This is a genomic window from Colwellia sp. PAMC 21821 (assembly GCF_002077175.1).
Classification (GTDB): Bacteria; Pseudomonadota; Gammaproteobacteria; order Enterobacterales; family Alteromonadaceae; genus Cognaticolwellia.
This window is the reverse complement of sequence record NZ_CP014943.1, coordinates 3,566,968-3,593,085: the sequence shown is the minus strand read 5'-3', so window position 1 is coordinate 3,593,085 and position 26,118 is coordinate 3,566,968. Positions and strand designations below refer to the sequence as shown.

The window sequence follows — 26,118 nt, the reverse complement described above, 5'->3', positions numbered from 1 at the left end:
CATTAATGATTGCATTGCTATTATGGTAGATAGGTCTTTTGTTTGTTGAGATAGATTTTTCAGCTAATTGTAAAAAGCGGGTATGCGCTATTTATTCAAGTTACGTTTAGCTTTTGCCTGAGCTAAGGCATGTTAAACATGCTGATCAATGAGAATTGAATTACCATCAGGATCTTTTAGCGATAAACTCGATGGGCCACTTTCACCAGTAATAAATTTTTTATTATATCAACGCCTTGGGCTTCAAAGGTTTTTAAAAGCTCTCTTATATCAGTAAATGATCTAAGTGTTTTGCAATTTTTATCCCAACCTGGGTTGAATGTCATAATATTACCTTCAAACATTCCTTGAAATAAACCAATGGTATGATCGCCGTTTCGCAATATTAGCCAGTGTTGTGACTGCTCTCCGCCGACAACGTCGAAGCCAAGTTTTTGATAAAACACTTTAGATTTTTCAATGTCTTTCACTGATAAACTTACTGAAAAAGTCCCTAATTCCATCATTAAATCCTCGTTTACTGGTTTGCTGATTTAATTTCGACACTAAAACCTTAAAGTTAATAAGCTAGCCAAAGTGTAGAGAAATGAAAACAACTCGCTGGTTTTTATTATATTAAGCGATAACAACCGATACTGTTCACTAACTAATTATTTGATTTATATACTCGACGTAAAACTTGTGGCGATATTAAATCCCCTTTAGCAATCCTTCGCTTATTTATCTGTCTAAAATTAGTTAACATCGCTGAATTGACCAAGTAAGATTGGCCACTTAGCGTTATGGCGTTTTCAGTAAAGTAAACTTTTAACATTTCATTCTGTTTTGAAGACGTTAATAATAATAGATCAGCACCGTCAATATTAATCGGTTTTTGGCTGGTTTCACCCGTTAATACCGCGTTACCAATGAAGCGTTTTATTGCATGAAAGTTTTCCCACCTTGCATACTTAATGGCACTCTCTTGTTGCTGATTTAGCCAATAAATAGCATTGACCTCTTCAATTGTATTGGTGTTATAAACCTCATCATTCGCGGCTAAGGCAACATTGGATAGTAGGTATAAACACAAAAATAAAAGTTTATTCATTTCCGCTCCCTGATAATATGAAGAGGGTCAATCTTCCCTAACGATACGTTAAAAATGAGTTTTGTACTCATTCAAAGTATCAATCTAATAACATGATTTATATAAAATCACTTATTACTACATGAACAACTAATACTTGCGTCATCATTATTCCACTGGGAATACTGACGAAAAGCGTCGGGGGTATTAATATTAGCAATTTCACAACTATTTTTGATTTGATTACAAGCTGCTGCACTTTGGCCAATATTACTATTAGTAACTTCCTCCAGAAAAAAATGCCCTACATCTCTTGCTGAACAACTAGTCAGTAATAATGTTACTAAGATGATTAATAATTTCATACATATCCGTTGTATTAACTGCATAAGCGGCGGAAAATAATTTCGCAAAAATTTGTATTTAAGCAACACAATTGAAAATATTTTCCGCCCTTTTGTTTCAGCATTACTATCTAATTTAATTTAATTTAAACTAGATAACTTCTTCTCAAGTTGTTTTATCTTTCTTTTTTTATCTTTAATTTTTGCTTTATATTTGAAGACTTTATCACTTTTTTTCTGTTTTACAGCTTTATTGAGATCGGTCTCATATTCAGCTACTTCTGCTTTGGCCTTAGCAATATCTTCAATTAATTCGTCTTTAAGACCATCGTTGGTACAATGCTCTTTCACCTTTTCAAGGGCTTTTGTTAACCTATCAGCTTTAGGCTTATTGTCTTGATTACCAGCGATAACTAGCTTTTTTTCCAGTTCACAAATTTTCTTATCACAACCTTTCATTTTTTCGCAACTAGGCGATGCTTGGGCAGAAATAGAGCCACCGAAAAAAAGTAATCCGACGACGGTAATTGTTGGAATTGTAAATAGCTTATTAGATGTCTTGGTCATCATTGTTCTCCAATAGTAGTGAAATAGGAACAAACCTGTTCAATTAATATTATTTATTAGTCGTAACACTCTAACTGCATTGATTTTTTTACACAATCAAAAATGTTTACATTATGGATAATTTCATTTTATCTTCAATACCTGCAAATAAATTCACAAATACGCGTAGTCTCGCGCCCAACTGCCAGCCATATACAGCGCTTAATCGTTATTAGGCTTATCAGCGAGCTTTAGCATCACGGGTTTATATCAATATTTATTAATCATAGCAGTCTAACTGCGTTGAGTTGTTTTAATAACCTAAGATGTAAATATATTGGTTAGCTTTAGTTTTACACTAAGTAAAAAATCTTGATCCATCTGGATAATATTAATATTCGTATTTAGATGAATTGAACAATCATTAACCTGCCTAAAGCTTAGTAAGTTTAACTTAACAATTTATTAAATTTGCCAATGGATTATTTAAAAAAATCACAGGACTAATGCCATATAAAAATTTAATAATTGATGGGTATTGTCATTTACTCGAGATGAAGCCAATATAATCGGCGTTTTCACTAAACTCCCAATCTTTGTTAACGTTATGCTAATACCACATATTCAATAGGGTGATAATTAAATAAAACCGATACATTTCTAATAACGCTATCAAAGCCTAGAGTAATAAATTAACTAGCCAGAAAACTAAAAAGTTAGCTAAATTAATAAAACACTTAGCGTTAAGTGTCAGACCTTTTATTACTAAGCAATGGTTTCGCCGTTCCATTTGGTTTTACACCAAATAAAAAACGAAAACAATTAAATGGCTTAATAATAAAAAAGCAAATCCCACCGGTGATAGCTAATGATAAAAGCAACAGAGAAACGATTTTAATTAACATTGATGTTTGCCAAGTAATGACATAAAAACCAATCACAACAATTACCGTTTGATGAAAAATATAAAATGGATAAATTAGCTCATTACTAAGGTGAAGCCACTTAGGTGTATTTTTCAAATAAAACTGAGCATATCCTAAAATAGTTAACAACGCAGACCATGAAACCAAACAACACACTAACCACCAAATCGACCATCGAACAGTTACAGATAAATATTCACTAAGATCTGGAGAGTAATAGTAAGCATAAAAAATTACTGTACTTAGCGAGAGCATAACTAAATTATAAAATCGATAGTCGCAAATTGCTTGCCATACAACCTTATTAGTCATAAATATCATACCTGTGATAAAAAAGAACAGGTAGTAAGTTGATGAAGACAAGTTTTCAATTTTGTTATCGTCGCTTGGAAACAATAAAGCAAAGTAAATTTTTATAACAATGAGCAAACCAACTAATAAAAACAAACCTCCCTTAAATTTAGTAAGCTTTGCAACACAGTTAACAATGGCAATTCCAGGTGTAGACTTTAAAAATTTATTAAGCGGAATAGCAAGAAAGGAAAATACAATGAGGTACTCTATAAACCAAAGATGATTAGTTGAGAAGTTCAGTGCAAGAGTAGGATATGCTTGCCAATAAGACTGAAATTCGTTGATGTTTTCAATATAGCTTTGTGGAGGTACAACCAATAAAATACCGACAAGTAACGGAATAAAAAGCCTTAATAATTTGTCTAACGTAAATTTCTTAACCGTTATTTTCGACAGTAAAATAACCGCTCCAGCACCAGAAATGAAAAATAAAATAGGTAGCCTAAACTGTTCAAAATAGACCATAACATCGTCAAGTAACTTACTTGATTGACTATTCATTATATGCCAATTATCGCCATTAAAAGGCATAAACACATGATGAATAAATACGGCAAAAATAAGTATGACTCTGAGCCAATCTAATTCAGATAACCTTGGGGTATTTTTCAATTGCATTTGTTAGTCCTATCCTTGTAACAACAAAATAGCCTCACGGGATCACTGCTAAGCAGTTCTTGGCGCAAACATAATAATGGCCATGCCCATTAACGCAACTGAGCCACCAACAATATCCCAAAGTGATGGTTTTATGCCATCAACACCCCAAAGCCATAATATGGCGACAAAAATATATACACCACCATACGCAGCATATACTCGACCAGCAGCAGAGGGATGCAAGGTTAAAAGCCAAGCAAATAAAGCAAGACTTGCTGCTGCTGGAATTAACAGCAATATACTTTTATCTTCTTTAAGCCAAAGATAGGGTAAGTAGCAACCTACAATTTCGGCAACTGCCGTGAGCGCAAAAAGAGCGATTGTTTTAAATTCAAACATGAAATTCCTTGCATCTGTGCGACTTTAAAAGCCTATATGACGGGCTAAATAGTGGTAAGGTAAAATTTGAAACAATGCTAAGACAGGGAGGTACGCTCTAAAATTAAGTTTCCTTGCCCATCTTTTATTTAATAGGCTTAATGTTACTTTTTAACTCTATAGCAATAACTCTTGGCCAAAGATTAGAAAACAGCCAATTCACGAAAAAATAAACACCAAGCAGCGCAATTATACTCGCTGTTGAATCATAGCCTGCTGACTCTACAAGTTGCTTACCCGCAAGCATTGAAAGTATTAATGTCGCCAAAAAAACAGCAAACCAAATACTTCTCGATTTTAGTGTTGAACCACAAAGGCTTCCACAATTTTCACATTTTATCTCCGATTGCCCAAACTGTTTCAGTGGTAATGATTTATTTACCTCTCTGCTAGAAATAAGTGTTTTTTGACAATTTGGACAAACAATATTCATTTTAAACCTAACTCCAATTTATGGACCATAATAGTCTGCTTAAAGAATGTTGCGAAACCGAAAAAACTGTTAGCAGTTCCGCTTTAAATCATTATCCCGTGATCTACTTTATACGCAGTTATTACGCGTTTTAACCTAGTATAAATGGTCAGATAATTAATCAGATGGGGATTATAGTTTAAGACTTACTCACCATGTAAATTATATTTTTAGATTTGCGTTCAGTGGATATCAACTTAATGCAAATCTCAACGTGAGGACCTTAGCCTGATGTTTAATCATTCACTATTTTGCTTCGTAGCAGTAACTCTAAGATATATAGCACCAAGCACGGCCGCAAGTATTGAGCCTACCAAAATAGCTGTTTTGGCATATTGCAGTTGCTCTGGCTGACCGTCGAAACCTAGCATGGCGATAAAAGTAGACATGGTAAAGCCAATACCGGTTATCAGCGATGCCCCTATAACATGTTGGAAATTTACATTGCTAGGCAAACTACCTAGATTGAAGCGAAGTGCCAACCAACAAAATCCAGAAATACCGATAAATTTCCCCAATACTAGGCCAAAAATAATGCCTAAACCAATCGGATGTTGCAGGCTATCAGCGAGCGAGCTGAAACTAAAGATTACGCCTGCATTAGTTAATGCAAATAGCGGCAAGATAAATAGAGAAACAGGTAAATGCAGCGCATCTTCCCATCGACGCAATGGTGTACTTGCCTCTTCGGCAACATCGCGCACTTCTAATACCTTTTCGTGATCTTCCTTGCTTGCAAGTACATCTACCGATTGTGGTTTTCTCTCCATCGAGTTAATGATCGATTTTGCTTTATCTAATAATTTACCTGACGCTAGCCCCGGTCTTGCAGGTACAGTTAAGGCAATGGCAACACCGGCAACCGTGGGATGAACACCAGATTTTAGCATCATCAACCAAGTTATTACGCTGACGATAATATAAAATAGTGGCTGTCGTACTCCGGCATAATTAGCAACCCCTAAAAAAGCAATAAGTGCAAATGCACTCGCCAAGTGCAGAACAGATATTTGCTCAGTGTAAAATATAGCAATAACCAGTATCGCGCCTACATCATCGACAATAGCAAGTCCGACAATAAATGCTAACAGACTAGCAGGTATGTGTTTTCTAACAATAGTGAGCACACCGAGTGCAAAAGCAGTATCGGTCGCCATGGGTATTCCCCAGCCTATTTGTGAATCAAATGAGTAATTGAACATTGAGTAAATTAACGCCGGACACATCATGCCCCCTAAGGCACAAATAATTAGCATGCGGCGATTTTCAGGCTTAGCAAGGTCACCAACTAATACTTCGCGTTTGATCTCAAGTCCGAGTAAAAAGAAAAATATGACCATCAAGCCATCATTAATTATGTGCTTGAGTGACGCTTTAAACTCTAAGTCTCCAAAAAACAAGCCAACTGGTGTATATACCAAATTGAAATAGCTTGCTGAATGAATAGAGTTTGCCCACCATAAAGCAACAATTGTCGACAGTAAAAGAAATAAGCTGGAGGTCGTTTGAGCACCTATAAAACTGGAAAGTGGTGGCTGAATATTGTCTAAGCCACGTTGTAATAAGTTTTTTTTATTATCAGACATCGTGTCTCCTTAATGATCTAAGTAACTTTAGAAAAAGTGGGAGTTGGCTTATAAAATAGTTAATATACCAATTTGATTAATTAAGAGTTCTACTTTTTCATGATAAAAAATGGATAATGACAAGGCATAAAATGTAGTCAGTAGTTATGCTACTTATAAATTTTATAACGCCGTCGTAATTCATTTTAACCATTAAAAGTGAGCAGTTAATTAATCAACTTGGCATTACTTAAATATTTACTTACATATTTGCGCCAACGATTAAATTAACACTATCATAATAGTAAAAATTTTGAAGCTGAAAATAAAGAATAGTTTAAATACTGAATATAGAAATAAATACTGTGCGGAATAACCCTTAATCTTGACCGATTGCTTTTTCACAAGTACAAAAATAATTTATGTGTTAGCCCGAATAAAGTCACCCATCGAGTAATACCATTTGATTAACTAAATGATCTACTTTTTCATGCGGAAAAATGAATAACGAATAAATCAACTTGGCATATTATCAAAAGTTTTATGTGTAACAAATTAGTGGCCGCAAGATTAAGCTAAGCACACTAGAGTTGGTTTATTATTTTTAGATGATTGTTAGATTATTGGCACGGAAATATTGAATGAACGCGGCGGCGAAGTACTTGGCTAAATGAGCAATATATTATTGCCTGCTGCTTACCTGTTCGACAACACACGCTAATGACATTCTGACCATAAAAAAGGGTATTACCCACTTTTAGTCTCAATCCTCGAAAGAGTAACACTAAATGGAATAATACCCGCAGATGGTAGTTTAACGATTACATATCAAACATATACTCAAAACGTAAGCCAATTTTTCTTGGCGTTACTAAGTAATGTCCGTAGTTTCTTTGTAATGCTGGATCGTTAGAGTTCATTTCTGGAAATTGAGCCATACCAATATCGCCTTTATCACGACGTACTGAACTAAAGGCATATTTATCAAATAAATTGTCGATATATAAAGTTACCGACCAGTTATCGTCAGCAAGCTGCGCCGAAACATTACTTAATGCATAGCCGGGTAATTTTTCACCGTCAGCTTTTAAGCCAAGTTTAGTATAAACATCACTTTGATAAGTAAGGCCGTAATTAATGTCTAAAGCTTTATCAAATAACTCCGTACTATACTTTAATCCTAATGAGAACTGCTGTTCAGGAGACCCGGGTAAACGGTCACCAGACGCTCCGTCATAGTAGTTTTGTAATTCAGAACCTTGCTCACCAAAAACACCAAATAAATACGGTGCGTTATCAGTTAGTTCAGCTTTGGTTTGAGCGTAAGTAGCAAAACCGGTTAAATTCTCAGCTAGCATGGCTCTGGTAGATATTTCAATGCCGCTCGCTTTTGCTGTCGCCGCATTTGCCGTAATAGGTTGCTGTCCGTTTAAGGTAGCGCCTCCAACCTGAGCATTATCCCACTCAACCATAAATACCGCGGCATTAAAATGCAGCTTATTTCTAAACCATGAGCTCTTAAAGCCTAGTTCATAGTTAGTTGTGGTATCTGCCTCATAAGTCACCTCGTTTGGTAAGGCGCAGACAATTTGATTTTCTAACTCGTCAATATTATCAGGACATTCAGCAACACCATTTGAGCCACCAATTCTAAAGCCATCACTAATGGTTAAGTAAGAAAGAATATCTTCATTAAATTGGTAGCTAACGTTAAACTTTAATAAGTTACCATCATCTTTAGCTGTTACTTCTTTAAAATCTAGGTTAATTTCATCAGCCGCATAATCGCCAAATAAAGTGTAATAAAGTGGTAAATCAACCGCTGAGTCAGACGCGACTTTGTACTCATAATATCGAGCACCAAAGGTCAGTGATAATTGCTCAGTAGCTTGATACGTTAACTCACCAAAAACAGCTTGCTCGGTTATTTCTGAATTGATAATTGAAATATATTCCAATGCATCTGGGCGAAGTTTATTAGCGTCCCAGTTGTCGACGGCGTATTGATCAAACCCTGGCGTGTATTCAAGACTACCTTCAGTGGTTTTAAAGTTATTGTAATAACCACCAACTATCCAGTTGAATGCTGAGTCTGACGTAGAAACTAATCTAATTTCCTGAGTTAACACTTCGCTGTTGGTATCTTCTCGCGTGAAGGTTGAAAACGCTGGGAATTCTTCATAGCTATAATCTAAGCGAATTAGCAAATCGGTTTGATCGCGCTGCCCGCTTTCTTCAAATTCAGAATAACCTGTTGCCGACGTTAGCTCTGCAAAGCCTAAATCTGCGGTTATTTCTAAACTAATGAGTGAATCTTTTCTGTCTTGAGGCTCTTCATAGCGATAGGCTGACTCATATTTTCCGACCTGCGCTAACAAAGGATTGCTGTCACTTAAGCTATCGTAGTGAACGATTGAACGACCACCTACTTTTTGCTTCTGATAAAAGTAAGACAGCGTAGTATCAAGATAATCTGTCGGTGTCCAACGCAACATTAACCTTGCCGTTGACGTTTCTTCAAAATTAACATCTTTTACTTTTTTTAAGTTAGTGTTAACTTCAGCGTCGTTTGACCAATCAGGATCAGGTAAAGAGCTACCACCTTCTCGAAGCACATAACCATAGTCTACATAACCAGGCTCATCTAGTTGATTAAACGCCATACGAAAACCTAACGTATCGTCAATTAACGGCGTGTTAAAAACAAAACCAGCTTCCCCACCGACACTGCTACTTTCTGATAACGAAAATACATCACCATAAATCGAGCCAGAAGTTTCATCTAAAACCGGTTTATTGGGTAAGTAGCGAATCGCCCCACCTAACGTACCTGCACCATATAAAGTCCCTTGTGGGCCGATCAAAACTTCTACTCGCTGAATATCAATCAGTTTCATATCAACAAATAACGGAATTTCACCCGCATAAATGGCCACCGTACCGCCATCTGAATCAGGGCCAGACGAGTTAGTATTTAAACCACGCACAATAACTGAAGAGCCTGAACGACCACCTTGATCGGGGACAGATAAACCCGGTACCCAACGTGCAACATCAGAAAGCTGATTAATGTTTTGATCTTTCATGACATCACCGTCAAGCGCGGTAATGTTCACCGGTGTTTCCTGTACGCTTGACGCGCGGCGAGAAGCGGTAACTGAAATGCGTTCAATCCCTTCTACCGATGCATTTTCTGCCAAGGTCGGTGTAGATATGGTTAACGCGCTTGTTAATGCGATATATAAGGCCGATTTTTTAAAATTCGGACTGTTGTGAATGCTCATGTGTATTTCCCTCAAGTTCAACTTATAGATAGTTGTTTTAATTTTTTAGTACCTGTTGAGCATAAATTTTTATGCTCAACGTTTTAGTAAATAGCAACGCCAATACTCAGTATTGTCATAATCATTAAGGTTAAAGCGACGATTAAAGGTGCAATAAATTTAAGCCACGTAATATAAGAAACACGCCCCATGGCAAGCCCCCCATGACAATTCACAGTAAAATAAAAGTGAGTGGGAAATTTGACCTTATCCCATAGTCATCGCAAGACTCTGCGCTGGGCAATGATTAAGACCACACCCAAAAAGTCTTTCGTGCCCTCAATAAAGTTATGGCAAATGGCTTCTTCATTCATCTTTGCAATTTAACCCACCAGCAAAGTTGCACCGAGAAACAAAACTGATATTTCAGCCATCCACCAACCTTTACTAGAAACACCCCAAACCATAATGCTAAAAGTGTTCCCTAGCACGACTATCACCATTTTTGATTACGGGTAATGTGAAGCATTCGAAGCATAATGCTGGCAGATGGGTTCATAGTCGCACCTGAAGCGCCAAGTTCAGGTCCTATCATAAAGCCCAAAACACCAGTGCCCCTGTAAAAACCGGCGGCATCATAACAGGAATTATTAAGGTGTAAAACGGTAAAGTTTCTTCTTCAATATCAAAGGTGGTATCACCTATGGAAAATAAGGCCAGCAAGGTCGTGAGTACCTACACACTTTCAACCTTAAGTCACTAATTTATTAAAAAATATTACTTTCAATTAACTTAACTTTGTTAACAACGCTAGAAAATCCATTAATAATTAAGTCAAATAATACCAGCCTAATTATGTTTAAAAGACGCTAGCGGCTTAAGCTATCCATTCAAATTTTCGTTTTAAATTATTAATTAAACACTTAAAATAACATATTGATTATAAAACACTAAAACGCTTACTTCATGCTACACTGCCGGATCAGATTTTTGATTACTAATAGCGGCTAGCGGCTTGTAATTAAAGCCGACAAGAAATATTGAAGCGATATTAAATTGTATAAGTACAAGTTCAGCGAGAAATGCTAGCTTGGAATATACGATAAATTCTGTGGCTAACAGTAACCTTTAAGTAAGTATTTCCCTCAAACAATAAAAGGCTATAGCGTGAGTATTCTAACGGTTGAGCATATCAGTAAAAGCTTTGGTACATTGCAAGCTGTCGATAATGTCAGCTTTGAGATTAACCAAGGTGATATTGTCGGTTTTTTAGGGAAAAATGGCGCGGGTAAATCGACGTTAATGCGCATTATTACCGCTTTTCTGGCGCCATCTGCTGGCAGAATTTTCATTGACGGCGATGATATTACTAAGCACTCGTTAACCATTAGACAGAAAATTGGTTATCTACCCGAAACACCCCCTTTGTATAACAACATGACGGTATTGCAGTACGTAAAGTTTGCCGCTGACATAAAAGGCGTGTCATCGAAAAATAAAAAGCTGCAAATAGAAAAAACATTAGAAGAATGCCAATTAGCGCACGTTAAACATAAAATAATTTCAACGTTATCTAAAGGCTACAAACAAAGAGTGGGTATAGCGCAAGCGATTATTCACGAACCTAAACTACTTATATTAGATGAACCAACCAGTGGTCTTGACCCAATACAAGTTCAACAAGTATTAGCGCTAATTAACCAACAACGCGAGCAACGAACGGTGTTGCTCAGCACGCATACCTTACCTGAAATTGAAAAAATAGCGCAACGTATTTTAATGATTAAATCTGGTCAACTTATTATAGATGCACCATTGGATACCCTACTCAAAGGTAAAGTGCAGCATGAAAATCAAGCGTCCACTATGACCTTAGAGCAAGTATTTATTAACCATCACCAAGCGCCAACGTTGACCCAACATGTAAGTAATTTATGATGAATAAAATTATTGCACTCACCAAAAAAGAGCTCCATGGCTATTTTAGTAGCCCTGTCGCCTACATCATCCTCATCGCTTGCCTGTCATTGTTTAATGTGCTTTTTTTTATGCTGATAGAGCAAAATAGAGAAGTGTCGTTACGCGATATTTTTCAAGTGATGGAGTTTATGTTTATTTTCATTATCCCTTTATTAACCATGAAGTTATTTTCTGAAGAAAAGGCTAATGGCACCATGGAGTTTTTACTTACGGCGCCTTTAACACCGACTATGATCGTTTTGGGTAAATATTTCAGCATGCTAATTTTTTACTCGTTATTAATTGCTGTAACCAGTGTTTACTATTTTATTGTTGAATATTATGGTGAGCCAGACCCTTATAGTATTTTATCGGGTTATGTTGGTATTTGGTTAGAGGGTGCCTTTTTTATCGCTATAGGTTTACTAACCTCGTCATGGACGCGTAATCAAATAATTGCCGCCATGACCGCTTACGTTATGCTATTTTCACTTTACTTTTCAGTAAGCTTTACAAAATATTTCACGGGTTTTGCAGAAAGCTTTCTGATGCAATTAAGCACTCGAACACATCTTGAAAACTTTGCCGTTGGTGTTATCACAGCCAGCGATATTATCTATTATTTAGCCGGTATTATACTTTGCTTGGTATTAACCACTTTAAGCATCAACCATAAGTTGTGGCAATAAATGAGCATTAAAAACAATCATATTTTACAACTGAAAAAACTATTGCCAGCGTTAATCGGTATAACACTGTTTAGCTTTATATTAGGTTTGTCGCTATTTTATATCGATGCACAGTTTTCCATACTGTCCTTCAACCTAGCCAGTTGTCTGACACTTGGTGGTAGCATAGCCTTTATTGTCTTGCTGATATTAAACAACAAACTTAATGATACGGCTACGTTAGGAGAAACTAACCAAGTTGCTATTAGCGGACTTTCCATCGGCAAACAATGGAAAAAACCCTTACGCATTTTCACTATGATAATGGCGAGTTTAGCGTTTCTTGCGATTAGCCATTATGCGGCCAATAGCATAACGACTCGATGGGATGTTACCGAAAATGAACAACATACCTTAACAAAGAACACCATAGCGTTTATTAGCACACTTAAAGAAGAAGTCGAATTAACCGCACTGTATGTCGGGTTACCACCCAAATATTTACAAGATTTATTTAATGAATATGAAAGGCTATCTGCTGGGCTTATTAGTACACAAATAATAGACCCAATAGATAATATTTCATTCGCTGCTAAGTTTGGAAATGTGGTCAGTGGCCGTGAGCGCAAGGTTATTGTGCAATCAAGTAATGGCCGTAAGGACGTTGACTTTAGTGATGACGCACTCACGGAAGAAAAACTCACTAATGCCATTGCCCGTGCTAGTAGTCCACCAAGGCAAGTTTACTTTCTCGTTGGCCATGGCGAATATTCAATAACAAATACTGACAATGTTGGTTTATCAACCTTTAAACAGTTATTGGCAGATAACAACGTACAAAGCAAAACATTGATGTTAGGTATAACGCAGTCGATTCCTGCTGATTGTGATGTGCTGATTATTGCCGGTGCGAGAACTGAACTTACCGAACAGGAAGATAAGTTAATTATTGATTATTTGACCGCAGGTGGCGATGCGCTATTTCTGATTGAACATACCACAGTTACCTCGCCTGACAAGCCCCTAACGGCAGAGCAGCTGCAAGAAAACCCGTCATTAAATAGTATTATTAATCACTGGGGGCTTAACATTAAGTCAGATATTGTGGTTGATTTAACTAACCATGTTGGCGACGATGTTGGCAGCCCAGCCACCAAAAACTATCAACAACATAAAGCCATTACCGAAGGTTTAGATTATACCTTTTACGTTAGACCACGCTCCATTGAAATGTTACCGGAGCGTCGTCCAAGCATTAAGTTAGCAGTCATTGCGTCTACCGCATCAAAAGAAAAAAGTTGGGCAGAAACTAATAGAAATTTAGCCATTCAATATGACCAAGGCATAGATACCCCAGGCCCGGTGCCAATTTCTTATGTCGTGCTTGAAGAACACAAAGCTGACAATACTGCGCCAAGTCCCCTTCCCTACAAAACGAATACACCTCGTTCAGACACTCGTATCATTGTGTTTACCGACGCTGATTTCATCACCAATGTTTATATTAATCAATACAGCAATGCCCAAATGGGACTGAATATTGTCAATTGGTTAGCCGAACTAGACTATCAGGCTTTTGTGCGTGCAAAAGTGATAAAGATTGAACGTTTAGACTTAACCAGCAAACAAATGCGTCAAGTCGTAGTGATATTATTCTTCACCATATTTTTCTTTTTTATTATTGGAATGGTGGTTTGGTTAAAGTCAAAACAACGTTGATGTAGCAAAGTAACTATTACCTTATACCAAACTTGACTAACCATAATTGCATGCGTAAATGCCGGTAACTACTTTGCAATTTGATTAACTGAATATGGCGTTCTTGTTCGCTTTTAACATCAAAGTTTTGATAGGCTAATTGTGTAAAACCATTGGATATTATCGCAAAGTGTGCAGACAACTCAGGTCTTGTCGTATCGATAAAGTCAGCAAACTGTTGCGCGGTCATCGACCTTATTTTAACGAGCTTATGCTGTGCTAATAATGTCAGGGTTTTTAAATAAAGTGCTTTAATTTTATCATCAGGCTTTGCCTTCACTTTCATTAATTTATACAAATAAACGAGCAAGGCGATACCGATTAATATTAGTAGGAAGTAAACAATGTTTTTACCTTGCTTTAAACTTGCTAGCAGTTGTGCCATAACACGTGATTGCTTTTGGCCTGTGTAACCAATTACCCATCGTGTCCATTGATAGTCAATCGAGTCAATTTGCATTTTAAGTTGCTTATACCACCACATTGCACGTAACGGTTGCATCGAAAAAATTCCAGAAGATAAATTGTCATATTCCTGCATTAAATTACTTGAAAAGCCCCTTTCAACACGTTCGGGATCAACCGCTGCGGTAGGGTCAACTCGCTGCCAACCGCTATCAGGAAGCCATACCTCGGACCAAGCGTGAGCATTACGCTGATATACACTTAAATAATTACCATTAGGATTGAACTCGCCACCTAAATACCCCACCACCATCCGAGCAGGAACACCCGCGGCACGCATTAAATAAGTGAAGGTACTGGCATAATGTTCACAAAAACCCGCCCGTGTATCGAAATAAAACTGATCTAAACTATTGTTATTTAAGCGCGGTGGTTGCAAGGTGTAAAAGTAATTCTCTTGATTAAACTCAGCTAATACATGATTAATTAACTGCCTGTCGTCACGATATTTTTTGCGTAATTGTAGGCCTTTAGCTAACAGTTTAGGATTATTGTCGGTTGATAAAATTAAATTCACTGCGCGTGTTTCATCGCCCAATGTCGGCGCAAGTATGGCTTTGGGATAACTGGTGACTTGATAACTCAATGTTTGACTAATAATACCGCGATAAAACAACGAAAAGTCATTACGCTGGCCAATATTGCCTTGTTCACTGGTAGCGAAATCAAGTGCAAACAACCAAGACTGGAAACTAGGCTCTGCAATGACTTGGTAACTTAAGCCTGTGCCACTTATCTCAATACCTGTTGAACTATTCGCATGCTCTAAGCTTGCTGAGCCATAACGCTGATTATTCTGTTGACCTTTCTCTCGAAGCCCTTGTCGCCAAGTTACACCATCGAAATCATCTAATACCATCGCACGCCAATATAACTGTGCATGCTCGGGGTTGCTGTTTTGAAAGCTCACCCTAAATGCCAATTCATCTGACAAGGCTAACTGTGCTATATCGCCAATTTTTACGCTATCAGAAAGTCCAACTTTCGCCGATTCAACATTAGGCACCTGCCAAAATGGACTTAACTTGGGAAAGCCTACAAATAAAATCACCGCTAACGGTATTGAATATAAGCTGAGTTTTGCTAATAATTTAGCTTGTGCAGACAAGGCTATTGTTGGGGCAAATAAATTAATTAAAATTAAAAAATTACCTAAAACTAAAATTATAACGGCTAATGAAAAGTAGATAGACTGAATGAAAATTAATGAAGAGGTAGCAACAAAAATACCTAATACCACCAATTGATATAGATCTTTACGACTGGGTATTTCAAACATTTTCAAACTATAAGCAAAGCATAGTAAATGGATCATACTCAATAAAAGCCCGAGGGTTTGACCTGCAACCGCAATACCAACACTGCCTGATATGGCCAATACTAAAATTAACCAAGAAGGTATTATTTTAGGGGCTTCATAAAAGTGTGCAGGCTGATGTTTTATGAATGTGCTTTTACGAAAAACTTTAAAATGAACAATAAATTGTAGTACCAATACAAAAATGGCAAATAACAAATAGATTAAATTAAACTGCAAAACCAAGGTTAAAAGATTAAGCAGCTGAAAAGCTAATAAACAAAAATACATTTTGCTATTAAGCTTTAAATCATTATTTTTTTCAGCCTTTTTACTTTTACTTTCACTAGGCTGAACGTTTTCTTTCATTTTTGGTGGAATGTTTTTTGTCATTATGCGCTCAATAACGTGCCAATGCGGTTAAGCATTTTAAGGTATGTTGTGAACTCTGGTCGTATTCAACCACTTGATTAGGTAGTTTCAGCGAAAAGGCAATTTGTTTATCACTGCAGTCTTTAATGGCATAACTTAGCCAACTTAAACGCTGCTCCAGTGTGCCTGAGGGCAAGTGTTCAAAGTCTAATTCTAGCTTGCCTGACAAGGCTTGTTGATATTGTTTTGTTAACCAACCTTGCCCGCGAGCGACTTGTTTCCATGCCACACGACTCAGCGGTTCACCTAATTGGTACTGTTGTAATTGATGAAATTCATCTTGGCCCGGTTGAAAACTGTCTTGATAACTTTCAACATTATTTTCCACCTCTTCGCCTGCAACACTTTGTTGCTTATCCGTCCAAATATTTTCAATGGGTTCAGGATAAGCTGTCACTTGCTGTGCAAAATCTAATCTTGTCCAAGTTCTAAATAAGCCAAAACCAAACTCGCTAATAATTAACACTCTACCCAATGAATATTCACCGCGCTTGCGAACAAAATAGGGTATTCGAATATTGTTTTCACCTACGGCTAATTCTGTAAGTGTTACATGGTCAAACTGACTTTTTAGTGTGTTATTTTTAGCTTCCCTGTGATCAATTTCTTGCTCAAGCTTTACTGGGGGTTGATCAAAAGTAAAGCGTATATTGAAGCGTGTTTTTTTACTGGTTACAACGAGCGGGAAATACAGCTGTGAATCAACAAAGCCTTGTAATGAACTGATTGCCTGAAACCGCAAGCCAGACAGGTTAAAAAAACTGTGGTGCAAAACAACAATAAAAAAACTCACCAGCAAATAACTGATCAAAATAATGACATTATTCTGATAATTAGTGCCCAGTAAAAATAGCAATAACATAAACATCATCAAACCGACACCAAATCGCGTTGGTATGATAAAAATATTGCGATGATTAATAACTTGTTGGCTGTGTTGTGGAATACGACGTGATAGCCAGGCATTAAAACGCTTATTCAGTAAGCTTTTTAATCCTGACTTTATCGATGAAAGCATGGAGTTTTTTCGTTTACTTGACAATTAGCACTCCTCTTCATTCGATTGTTGGGACTGTATTAGCTAACTTGAACTTTAACAACTTAGTTAACAAATTAGTTAACAAATTAGTTAACAATGACTTAACGCCATAGCGAAAGTTGATGAAATAAAGCAACAACTAACCTAGCGGATTAGTCGGGTCAACTTGCGATAGTATTTGCTGTGATATTTCATCTGCCTGATCAAAAATATGGTGTTGTTGTGGTGCTAACCTATGCTCACAAACAGGTGAGAAAACCGCTTGAATATCTTCGGGTATAACATAATCACGACTTTCCATAAAAGCCCAAGACTTAGCGGCGGCTAGTAATGATTTACCGGCACGCGGCGATAATGCTTTAGCTTGTGACTCACTTTGTCGACTGACTCGACATAGGGCAATAACATAATCAATAATCGCTGGCGAAACCCGAACGGAAGAAATATGTTGTTGTATTTCTCGTAATTGCTCAACCTGTAAAAAAGGCTTTATTTCAGTAACATCACGATGTGAGGCTGTTGACTGTAAAATTTTACGTTCGGCATCTATACTCGGAAAACCAAGTGAAAGTCGCATCATAAAACGGTCTAATTGCGATTCAGGTAACGGATAAGTCCCCGCATGTGACATCGGATTTTGCGTAGCAATAACAAAAAATGGCTCAGGTAATTGATGAGTAACACCATCGACACTCACCCGCCCTTCTTCCATAGCTTCTAGCAAAGCACTTTGGGTTTTAGGGCTGGCACGGTTTACTTCATCAGCTAAAACCACTTGATTAAAAATAGCGCCAGGGTGGAGTTGAAATGATTTGGTCGTTTCATCAAAAATAGCAATACCGATAACATCAGCAGGCATTAAATCTGAAGTAAATTGAATACGTTGATACGACAAACCTAACGTTAAGGCCAAAGTATTAGCTAAGGTTGTTTTGCCCATACCGGGTAAGTCTTCAATTAAAATATGGCCTTTAGCTAATAAACACGCCAAGGCTAATTTAACTTGATGAGGCTTGCCAATGACCACGGATTCTATTTGAGCCAAAATATTGGCTACCACGGTTTGCATAATTGTCGCTCCTCATAGTTGATACATCAGCATAATTAATTCTTTAACGAATACCAAGAGAAATAAGTAATTATACCCGCCTGATTAGTTATCTAATTATTTGTACTGGTTAAAATAGTCAACTACAGCATTAATTACCGAGCAACTACCGAGCAACTACCGAGCAATTATCGCTACATAGATGCAGCTTATTAGACCATGCAGGAGCCTATTATCGAGAACAACGAGTTATTAAATAAACACTTTATATTGGGCTATTTTTCCTACGTATAAAGTAGACCACTGAATTAATGAAACTAGTATTATAAATTAAAACACCTTAACTTATGCACGATAAAGTACTGAGTTAATTGTAAACTATCGACTTTCAACATAGTTAAAAAAACGGATTAAATAAGCCATAGCTCAAAAATTAGAGATCAAAAGGCGCGTTAGCTATTGCTTGTTCGAGTGGGATATTACCTAAACCTAAATCACGTAGCGCGTGAATAAACTTTAACGTTTTAAAACTATCAAACCATACCGTTAATTGCTTATCAAATTGTGCTTGTTTCGAAGTTTTTTGCTTACTAATAAATGTAAGTAAACCAATATTTATTAGCGCCTGTTTGCTGGTATTTGATAATGAGGTAAGCCAAAGCTCAGGGGTTTCTCTATATTGCCATAGATTTTCAAATGCCTTTAAACTAGCTTTTAATTCAATAAAAATTTCTGGGTGGTAGTATTGATAATCCAACCCTTGCTCTTCAAGTAGCATTATATTTTGTACGGCAGGCCCCGTGCCAAAAGGCACACGCTGTGAAGGCCTTGCATCGAGCTTAATACTAACATCAGCTAAATATACTACGTCACCCAATTTGGCTAGCTTATTTAAGAGATAAAAGTCTTCACCCGCACTGCGTTTAGGGAAACCTCGCGCCTGACAATAGGCCAGCATATCGAAAGATAAAATACTGCCGATGGTAAAATAGGCATAAGGTGACTGCGCGTAAGTTAAACCGGCAACGTAATAACGTAAGGCGTTTTCATAGCGTAAATTTGCTTGATGAATTTCTTGCTGGTTACTGTGGTGATAAAAATTACAACAAGTCGCCACGGCACTTTTAAGGTTTGTGCTATCGCCGGCATGAGCGGTTAAATAGTTGTCTGGAAGGTATGCATCAGCGTCTGTTGAATGTACCCAAGAAGATAAAATATTCCCTGTAACAAAGAGTTTAATCGCTAAATCTGCCCCAATTTTTCTTGCTAAGCCTACTCCTTGCTCTGCAGGAATAGGCTGAGTATAACGATTAACGATTAGGATGGCTGAATTAGCATTTTTATTTCGACTATTATGGTTTAGAACAATTAAGCTTAAGTTGTCTTGCTGCCAAACCTGTTGTCCCTGTTTAACAACTTCCTGCGCTAAGCCAATTTGATCTTGCTGGTGCGCAAGGCCAAAGTCATTATCGGGTTGATTAATTACCACAATAACTAAGCACTGCTGTTCGGCAAGCTTCGAGTCAATAAAGCGCTCGATAAATAACGCCGACTCTTGAAAGGCTGGAATAACAATGACATGACGATAGCGACTTTGTTCTGGAAATGTCGCTAGCGATAAAACTTCAGGCTCAGCATAATGCGCTAGGTATTTAACCGATGTTTTATGGCGATTTAGCGCAATGCTATCGTTAGTCATTATGGCTGAATACCTAGAGTTTTATTCACTAAAAACCAGCTATCTAAAGTTGTTTTAAACATGTATCAAGTCACTGGTTATCACGAGTGCTGAAGACAATTAATGCAAAGCAGCACGAAATGGCAGCGCCGCACAAATATCTGCTTCAATGTCTAAAACTTCTGTCAAACGTTGATCAACATCTTTTTTGGCAAAATACTCATAGGCTAATTCAATAAATAGGTTTTTATGCTTTTCTTCTGACTTTGCGATGGCTTGATAAAAGTCCTTATCTTTGCCTTCTGGTAGCGCTTCTGCAATTAAAGAAAATCGTTCATGTCCGCGAGCTTCAATAACACCTGCTACTATTAATCGGTCCATGAAAAACACGTCACTGCCGTTACGAAACACTTTTCTAATTTGGTTAATGTAAGGGTCTTTTTCATCAGCACCTAATTGACCGCCGCGGGCATAAATTAACTTTAGTACTTGCTTAAAATGGATAAGCTCTTCAATGGCTAAATCGGCCATTGCTTTCACAACAGATTTGCGATCAGGATAATGCGAGATCATTGACATGGCCATACCTGAAGCTTTTTTTTCTGCCGCGGCATGATCAGTTAGAAATGCATCGAAGTCATTAAGCACGACATCGGCCCACGTTTTTGGGGTTTTATATTTTAATTCGAACATAGATAAAATTTTAGTAATTATAAAAGAAATAAATAATGGCGCTATTTTACACGGCTAAAAATATGCGACAAGAAAATACTGAAATCAGTTAAATATTATTAACGGTATTAACTCGGTGCTACCTCGGTGCTACCTCGGTGCTAACTAGGCATTAAATCAATATTATTTTTGTTATATGCCTTTTTAATAATTAAACATTAATTAAAAATGACTAAATTGGCGATATTTATCTTCTGCTCATCACACCAATATCTTATACTGCGCAGTCATCATAATTGAGACTTAAATGACAAATAAACAACGACTACCCCTACTAATTTTAATGGTTATTTTTAGCCCATTAGCCATAGACATTTTTTTACCCGCTTTGCCTGTTATGGCAGCAGAATTCGTCGTTCCTATGAATGAAATTCAGTGGAGCATAACAATATTTATTTTAAGCTTGGGTTTTGGCCAGCTTATAAGTGGGCCACTTGCTGATCGCTATGGTCGTCGACCAGTAGCATTGGGCGGCATACTCATTTATGGCTTAGCTTCTATCATCTCAGCTTATTCAGACAGCTTAGCGTTTTTTCTTGTCAGCCGTTTAATGCAAGGTTTTGGGGCCTGCGCGATAGTCGTTTCAGCTTTTGCCAGCGTACGTGATAAATATAACGCGATTGAAAGTGGCGTGATGTACTCATATTTAAATAGCGCTATATGTTGTATTCCCGCGCTTGCTCCCTTGTTAGGTACTGTATTAACAGAACATTTTGGTTGGCGCAGTAACTTTGAATTTATGGCAGGCTACGCTGTTTTTGCCGGATTAATTTTATTTTTTACCCTTAAAGAAACCAGACCTGAAAATACACAACGACATAAAAATCTTATTTCTACGGCCCATTTTATGCCGGTATTGAAGCATCCGGTATTTATGTTTAATGCCTTACTTGTAATGTTATCTATGGCAATTATTATTGCTTATGTCAGCAGTTCGCCAGCTTGGTTAATGGTACGCTTAGGGTTAAATCAAGAAAGTTTTGTTTATTGGTTTAGTTTAAATGCAACAATTAACATTGTTGCTTGTTTTCTGGCTCCTAGAGTTTTAGTCAAGTTTGGAGCCAGAGTAACAATAGGTTTTGGCATGGTTTTACTCATTATCGCCGGTTTGTTAATGTTAGCTTTATTGCCTTGGCAAACACCTAGCGCTTTTATGATACCGATAATGATCAGTTCATTAGGTTTTTCGTTTCTTATGGGCGCATGTGCTGGACAAGCACTCGCACCTTTTGGTGAAAAAGCCGGTTCAGCTTCAGCGCTTTTAGGCTTTATGCAAATGAGCGGTTCTGCGGTTATTGTTTACTTATTACAATTATTACCCCTAAACGAAGCTGAGCAATTAACTTTATTAATGCTGCTTATCATTCCCGTATATGCAATATGGAAATTACCGCAAGTAAAAAAACATATTCTGCTTGAGAACTACTAAGCTTATCAGCCAATCAATTTAATCTACAATTGATTGGCTTTAGTAACCCCCATTTTTACTGACTGGCTAATACTAACCGACTATTGTTGAATGACTATTGTTGACCGACTTTTATTGACAGCCTTTTATTTACAGACTTATATTTACAGACTTATATTTACAGACTTATATTTACAGACTTATATTTACAGACTTATATTTACAAATAATTATGCCTGACTTTCTACTTTCGCAATTGCTCGTCACTGTGACACTTCTTATTGAGTGCTGTGCTATGCAATTTAAAAACAAAAACTATATTTTAGCGGCGTTGTCAGTGAGTTGCTTATTTAATGGTTTTCACTTCTTGTTGCTTGACCAACCAACCGCTGGCTATATATTTTTATTTTCTAGTATTCGTTTTTTAATATCAATTAAATGGAAATTCCAATGGATTTCGGTAGTTTCACTGTGCCTAAGCTTACTGATCACAATATCGACATATAACGGACTGCTAAGTATTATTGGCTTTATGGCAACTATTTTGATCACCACAGGCTCCTTTAGCCATAATGATAAGTTTTTACGATTAATGATGATATCCGGCGGGTTATTATGGTTTATTCATAACCTTATTTTAGGCTCACCTATTGGGCTAATTGTAGAAACTGTTTTTGTTGGCAGTAGCTGTATTGGTTATTATCGTTATTATATTGCAAAAAAGCCTGCTGAGCAGGCTATATAAACTCAACGCCTAACTAAGTTACATGCTTTGCTTTTCATTATTTCCCTCACGAAACATAGTAGTTATCTGGTAAATTTACGGTTCAACTTAGCCTAAAAACACCTTATCAGAAACCTTATCAAGTATAATAATCTAAGTGTTTTACACAGGAAAAATGGCCAAATATAATGCCTTTATTTTAATAACGAGTTGTTCAGGGCAATATGTTGCTGTAGTGCTCAACTGGCTTTTATACACATAAGGTTCAATCACTCGACACGCCTACAGAGATGTTGTTGCGTATGTATTATCTGCAACAGTAAACATATGAGTTGAGATATTTATCCTCACTCGCAAAAGATCAATGGCCCAATTCAATTAATGGAATTTGAAAGCTTGCTTACTATCGTGTTCAGTACGATTATATCTATTAATGCGGTTCAAAGTGGCTACTGAAATTGTTTTCAAAACCTAGAATTATACACAAGGGTTTTGATCGAAACTCGACACAATACACCGTAAAAGTCGATAGCTAGCACCATCAGTACCTAATTATTTCCGTTGCAAGCACACGTTGATAAGGTGCTGTTCATAAAGATAATTATCGAGTTGTTCTTCTGATGAATTCATGTCTATACTCAATTATAAATTAACGAATTAAAAGAATTGAAAATAGATAGGGAACGCAATGTAAATAACTGTTTGGTGCAGATTTACGTCATTCAACAAGCCCAATTTAAAGGATGAACATCTGTTTTCTGTTTTCTGTTTTCTGTTTTCAATTGTAAAAAGCTACAAAGGTACAAATCCTTAACCTTTAGCCACATGAGCTGAGATAAAAAGTACAATTTAAAAGGAGTTAAAACCATGAAGAAAAAGAATATTATTACGCTCAATATCGATTTAGCTATAACGGTTTTACACGTTATCTTATTTAATAAATACGAAATTTTGAAATCTAATAATAAAATGAATCTCGTCAAATTAGTTCAATTATTTCAATTACTTCCCCGTTCCCTTAACGTTTTAATTTACATAATAAACATCAACCGCCTTTTATTTGTACCTTATATTTCAGAAATATATTCATTTATTTTTCCAAATTACTTAACACCTAATCATTAAATATCGCGTAAGTTAAATGATCTTAATGCTAGAAAGACAGCTTAGTTGTTGGGTTGATTTAGTTGATTAGTTGATTAGTTAAAAATGTTATTTAGCCTCAAAAAATATACGGTAATTTATATGAATAGTAGAGAACATTACATAACCATTAAGTGCCTAGTTTTTTTCTTATCTATATTCGTTGCTAGTTCACATGGCAAAGAAATAAATTTGGCGAGCTTTCAACTAGAGCCCTATGTAGGAACTAACTTAGATCATGAAGGCGCTATTTCTGAAATTATTTCTGCGGCATTTGCGATAGCCAATAAAAAAGTAAAAATATCATATTTTCCTGCGGCCAGAGCTAGGTCAGTCAGCAAAAGTCAACAATACCTAGGTGTTTTTCCAGTTATAGAAAACACCGTTTCGACTAACGACTTTATCTTATCGGATCCACTACCTGGTATTCAGTTAGCGTTATTAAAGAAAAAAAATAATGTAACGTCCGAATCATATAATGGTAAGAGAATCGGTGTACTCAGAGGTACCTTTTTAAAAATTGTAAAACCAAAGTTTAAGAGCGCAATTATTGTAGAAATAAATAGCTACCTGCAACTGCTAAAAATGTTAGATATTGGCAGGTTAGACTATGTTTTTATCGATAAATACACGGCATCAGACTTAATGGTTAATACCCTGCCATATTTGATAGGTCAATTGGAGTTTGTAGCGAATAGCAGTGATTATTTAAGCTTTCATTTAGCTATCTATAAAAAAAATAACGTTGAAGCTAAGCAAGTAATACGCGCATTTAATCAAGGCCTAAAGCAAATTAGTGCGGCAGGTTATGTAGATAAAATCTTATACAAACACGGCTTGTTATCGTTTGTAAATAAACATGATAAAAATACCATTAGAATAGCAACTGTAGATAATAAAGAGTTGTTGATGATGAAGAAGTTGTCTCACTTGTACGAGGCTCAACACCCTAATATAAAATTGGAATGGCGTGTATTAGACGAGTCTGTATTAAGGCTGCGTTTGATGAGTGACCTCGCTGTTACTGGCGGGCAATTCGATATTATGACGATAGGCGCCTATGAAGCAACACTTTGGGCGGAAAAAGGATGGCTGCACCCAATAGAAAACATAGGCAACGATTATGACTTAGCTGATATTATTTATTCGGTTAAAGAGAGTTTAAGTTATAAAGACACGCTTTATGCACTGCCGTTTTACGCTGAAAGTTCGATGACTTATTATCGTAAAGACTTGTTTCATGATGCTCAAATTAACATGCCTAGCCGACCAACATGGTCGCAAATTTTTGCCATGGCTGAACAGTTAAAACAAGTAAATAAAGGCGTTTATAGTATCTGTTTACGCGGTAAACCTTCTTGGGGAGAAAGTATTGCTTTGATCACGACAATTGTTAATAGTTTTGGTGGGCAATGGTTTGACGAAAATTGGCAACCACAATTAACTTCTAAAGAGTGGAAATCAGCAGTTTCCTTCTATATAAATTTAATGCAAAAATATGGTCCTCCAAATGTACATACATTAGGGTATCAAGAAAATCTTGAGCTATTTTCTCAAGGTAAATGTGCAATTTGGGTTGATGCAACCGTTGCAGCGGGTACTTTGTATAACCCGAAAATATCTACTGTTTCTGATAAAGTCGGATTTGCAGCAGCTCCTTATGAAGTTACTCACAAAGGTGCTAATTGGCAGTGGAGTTGGGCCTTAGCTATCCCTATTTCATCTAATTCTTATGACAATGCCCTTGATTTTATCATGTGGGCGACATCAAAAAACTATATAGACGAAGTTGCTAAGTTTACTAGTTGGATTTCCATTCCTCCAGGTACTCGTTACTCAACTTATCAAAACACAAATTATAACAATGAAGCACCTTTTAGCGACTTTGTTTTTAATACGATTATCAGTGCAAACGCTAAAGAAACCTCTCTGAAGAAAAGTCCTTATAAGAGCGTACAATACGTTGATATTCTTGAATTTCCTGCGTTAGGGAATTTAGTAGGTAATAAAATAAGTAAAGTTTTATCTGGCGATAAAACTTTAGCTGATGCATTAATTGAATCTCAAGAATTTGCCGAAATGCAGATGAAACTTTCAAAGAAAAATAGGAATTAAGCCTTATTTTTTAATAAGCTATGCGATAAATTTAAGCGGCATTGCGAATATGACAACAAGGTTTAAGCTTGGGTA

19 protein-coding genes and 1 pseudogene are annotated in these 26,118 nt (G+C 36.7%); 6 read left to right on the top strand and 14 right to left on the bottom strand.

Going from position 1 to position 26,118, the window contains the following annotated elements:
- Window positions 1–132 precede the first annotated feature (132 nt).
- The 9 genes and pseudogenes from A3Q33_RS15180 to A3Q33_RS15140 all read right to left on the bottom strand — a co-directional run bounded on the left by A3Q33_RS15180 (window position 133) and on the right by A3Q33_RS15140 (window position 9,598).
- A pseudogene (locus A3Q33_RS15180) lies at window positions 133–503 on the bottom strand (VOC family protein).
- 143 nt (window positions 504–646) lie between these two features.
- On the bottom strand, window positions 647–1,090 hold the full coding sequence (locus A3Q33_RS15175; RefSeq protein ID WP_081180671.1) for a hypothetical protein: 444 nt from the start codon (window positions 1,088–1,090) through the stop codon (window positions 647–649).
- A 107-nt stretch (window positions 1,091–1,197) separates the two neighbouring features.
- Window positions 1,198–1,434: a hypothetical protein gene (locus A3Q33_RS15170; protein WP_081180670.1), complete on the bottom strand. Its 237-nt coding sequence runs from the start codon at window positions 1,432–1,434 to the stop codon at window positions 1,198–1,200.
- Between the two features lie 120 nt (window positions 1,435–1,554).
- The gene (locus A3Q33_RS15165) at window positions 1,555–1,983 is read right to left on the bottom strand and encodes a DUF1090 domain-containing protein (protein WP_081180669.1); all 429 of its coding nucleotides are present in this window, start codon (window positions 1,981–1,983) and stop codon (window positions 1,555–1,557) included.
- Window positions 1,984–2,702: 719 nt separating this feature from the next.
- Complete coding sequence (locus A3Q33_RS15160) at window positions 2,703–3,857, bottom strand: acyltransferase family protein (RefSeq protein WP_081180668.1); 1,155 nt, start codon at window positions 3,855–3,857, stop codon at window positions 2,703–2,705.
- A gap of 48 nt (window positions 3,858–3,905) precedes the next feature.
- On the bottom strand, window positions 3,906–4,238 hold the full coding sequence (locus A3Q33_RS15155; RefSeq protein WP_081180667.1) for a YnfA family protein: 333 nt from the start codon (window positions 4,236–4,238) through the stop codon (window positions 3,906–3,908).
- Between the two features lie 124 nt (window positions 4,239–4,362).
- Window positions 4,363–4,710 (bottom strand): hypothetical protein, encoded by a 348-nt coding sequence (locus A3Q33_RS15150; protein WP_081180666.1) that lies wholly within the window; start codon window positions 4,708–4,710, stop codon window positions 4,363–4,365.
- 278 nt (window positions 4,711–4,988) lie between these two features.
- The gene (gene nhaA, locus A3Q33_RS15145; protein ID WP_081180665.1) at window positions 4,989–6,335 is read right to left on the bottom strand and encodes a Na+/H+ antiporter NhaA; all 1,347 of its coding nucleotides are present in this window, start codon (window positions 6,333–6,335) and stop codon (window positions 4,989–4,991) included.
- 800 nt (window positions 6,336–7,135) lie between these two features.
- Window positions 7,136–9,598 (bottom strand): TonB-dependent receptor, encoded by a 2,463-nt coding sequence (locus tag A3Q33_RS15140; RefSeq protein ID WP_081180664.1) that lies wholly within the window; start codon window positions 9,596–9,598, stop codon window positions 7,136–7,138.
- 1,146 nt (window positions 9,599–10,744) lie between these two features.
- Between A3Q33_RS15140 and A3Q33_RS15135 the strand changes: the two genes are divergently transcribed.
- Genes A3Q33_RS15135 through A3Q33_RS15125 form a run of 3 tightly spaced genes read left to right on the top strand, consistent with a single transcriptional unit; the run spans window position 10,745 to window position 13,923 of the window.
- On the top strand, window positions 10,745–11,515 hold the full coding sequence (locus A3Q33_RS15135) for an ABC transporter ATP-binding protein (RefSeq protein ID WP_231295703.1): 771 nt from the start codon (window positions 10,745–10,747) through the stop codon (window positions 11,513–11,515).
- Window positions 11,515–12,225 carry an ABC transporter permease gene (locus tag A3Q33_RS15130; protein WP_081180663.1) on the top strand — a complete coding sequence of 237 codons (711 nt, stop codon included), beginning with the start codon at window positions 11,515–11,517 and terminating at the stop codon, window positions 12,223–12,225. The genes A3Q33_RS15135 and A3Q33_RS15130 overlap by 1 nt, the downstream gene beginning before the upstream one ends.
- Entirely contained in the window at window positions 12,226–13,923 is a 1,698-nt protein-coding gene (locus tag A3Q33_RS15125; RefSeq protein WP_081180662.1) for a GldG family protein, read from the top strand.
- Between the two features lie 16 nt (window positions 13,924–13,939).
- Here A3Q33_RS15125 and A3Q33_RS15120 read toward each other — a convergent pair whose 3' ends face one another.
- From A3Q33_RS15120 to A3Q33_RS15100, 5 genes are all read right to left on the bottom strand, one after another.
- Window positions 13,940–16,117 (bottom strand): transglutaminase TgpA family protein, encoded by a 2,178-nt coding sequence (locus tag A3Q33_RS15120; protein WP_081180661.1) that lies wholly within the window; start codon window positions 16,115–16,117, stop codon window positions 13,940–13,942.
- 7 nt (window positions 16,118–16,124) lie between these two features.
- Complete coding sequence (locus A3Q33_RS15115) at window positions 16,125–17,198, bottom strand: DUF58 domain-containing protein (RefSeq protein ID WP_155866787.1); 1,074 nt, start codon at window positions 17,196–17,198, stop codon at window positions 16,125–16,127.
- Window positions 17,199–17,334: 136 nt separating this feature from the next.
- Window positions 17,335–18,264 carry an AAA family ATPase gene (locus tag A3Q33_RS15110; protein ID WP_155866786.1) on the bottom strand — a complete coding sequence of 310 codons (930 nt, stop codon included), beginning with the start codon at window positions 18,262–18,264 and terminating at the stop codon, window positions 17,335–17,337.
- 412 nt (window positions 18,265–18,676) lie between these two features.
- Window positions 18,677–19,942 carry a hypothetical protein gene (locus A3Q33_RS15105; protein ID WP_081180658.1) on the bottom strand — a complete coding sequence of 422 codons (1,266 nt, stop codon included), beginning with the start codon at window positions 19,940–19,942 and terminating at the stop codon, window positions 18,677–18,679.
- A gap of 99 nt (window positions 19,943–20,041) precedes the next feature.
- Window positions 20,042–20,614, bottom strand: a complete 573-nt coding sequence (locus A3Q33_RS15100; RefSeq protein ID WP_081180657.1) for a tRNA-(ms[2]io[6]A)-hydroxylase — start codon at window positions 20,612–20,614, stop codon at window positions 20,042–20,044.
- Between the two features lie 286 nt (window positions 20,615–20,900).
- Between A3Q33_RS15100 and A3Q33_RS15095 the strand changes: the two genes are divergently transcribed.
- The 3 genes from A3Q33_RS15095 to A3Q33_RS15080 all read left to right on the top strand — a co-directional run bounded on the left by A3Q33_RS15095 (window position 20,901) and on the right by A3Q33_RS15080 (window position 26,043).
- Window positions 20,901–22,082: a multidrug effflux MFS transporter gene (locus A3Q33_RS15095; RefSeq protein ID WP_081180656.1), complete on the top strand. Its 1,182-nt coding sequence runs from the start codon at window positions 20,901–20,903 to the stop codon at window positions 22,080–22,082.
- 274 nt (window positions 22,083–22,356) lie between these two features.
- Window positions 22,357–22,806, top strand: a complete 450-nt coding sequence (locus A3Q33_RS15090; RefSeq protein WP_231295702.1) for a YgjV family protein — start codon at window positions 22,357–22,359, stop codon at window positions 22,804–22,806.
- Window positions 22,807–24,030: 1,224 nt separating this feature from the next.
- Window positions 24,031–26,043 carry an extracellular solute-binding protein gene (locus tag A3Q33_RS15080; RefSeq protein WP_196797973.1) on the top strand — a complete coding sequence of 671 codons (2,013 nt, stop codon included), beginning with the start codon at window positions 24,031–24,033 and terminating at the stop codon, window positions 26,041–26,043.
- The last annotated feature ends 75 nt before the right edge of the window (window positions 26,044–26,118 follow it).

What these genes read in the sequence shown, in the direction of transcription:
- A3Q33_RS15100 (WP_081180657.1), bottom strand. Translation starts at nt 20,614, where the DNA reads ATGTTCGAATTAAAATATAAAACCCCAAAAACGTGGGCCGATGTCGTG.
- A3Q33_RS15170 (WP_081180670.1), bottom strand. Translation starts at nt 1,434, where the DNA reads ATGAAATTATTAATCATCTTAGTAACATTATTACTGACTAGTTGTTCA.
- A3Q33_RS15090 (WP_231295702.1), top strand. Translation starts at nt 22,357, where the DNA reads ATGCAATTTAAAAACAAAAACTATATTTTAGCGGCGTTGTCAGTGAGT.
- A3Q33_RS15095 (WP_081180656.1), top strand. Translation starts at nt 20,901, where the DNA reads ATGACAAATAAACAACGACTACCCCTACTAATTTTAATGGTTATTTTT.
- A3Q33_RS15150 (WP_081180666.1), bottom strand. Translation starts at nt 4,710, where the DNA reads ATGAATATTGTTTGTCCAAATTGTCAAAAAACACTTATTTCTAGCAGA.
- A3Q33_RS15120 (WP_081180661.1), bottom strand. Translation starts at nt 16,117, where the DNA reads ATGACAAAAAACATTCCACCAAAAATGAAAGAAAACGTTCAGCCTAGT.
- A3Q33_RS15165 (WP_081180669.1), bottom strand. Translation starts at nt 1,983, where the DNA reads ATGATGACCAAGACATCTAATAAGCTATTTACAATTCCAACAATTACC.
- A3Q33_RS15175 (WP_081180671.1), bottom strand. Translation starts at nt 1,090, where the DNA reads ATGAATAAACTTTTATTTTTGTGTTTATACCTACTATCCAATGTTGCC.
- A3Q33_RS15110 (WP_155866786.1), bottom strand. Translation starts at nt 18,264, where the DNA reads ATGCAAACCGTGGTAGCCAATATTTTGGCTCAAATAGAATCCGTGGTC.
- A3Q33_RS15155 (WP_081180667.1), bottom strand. Translation starts at nt 4,238, where the DNA reads ATGTTTGAATTTAAAACAATCGCTCTTTTTGCGCTCACGGCAGTTGCC.
- A3Q33_RS15140 (WP_081180664.1), bottom strand. Translation starts at nt 9,598, where the DNA reads ATGAGCATTCACAACAGTCCGAATTTTAAAAAATCGGCCTTATATATC.
- A3Q33_RS15080 (WP_196797973.1), top strand. Translation starts at nt 24,031, where the DNA reads ATGAATAGTAGAGAACATTACATAACCATTAAGTGCCTAGTTTTTTTC.
- A3Q33_RS15125 (WP_081180662.1), top strand. Translation starts at nt 12,226, where the DNA reads ATGAGCATTAAAAACAATCATATTTTACAACTGAAAAAACTATTGCCA.
- A3Q33_RS15105 (WP_081180658.1), bottom strand. Translation starts at nt 19,942, where the DNA reads ATGACTAACGATAGCATTGCGCTAAATCGCCATAAAACATCGGTTAAA.
- A3Q33_RS15130 (WP_081180663.1), top strand. Translation starts at nt 11,515, where the DNA reads ATGAATAAAATTATTGCACTCACCAAAAAAGAGCTCCATGGCTATTTT.
- A3Q33_RS15160 (WP_081180668.1), bottom strand. Translation starts at nt 3,857, where the DNA reads ATGCAATTGAAAAATACCCCAAGGTTATCTGAATTAGATTGGCTCAGA.
- nhaA (WP_081180665.1), bottom strand. Translation starts at nt 6,335, where the DNA reads ATGTCTGATAATAAAAAAAACTTATTACAACGTGGCTTAGACAATATT.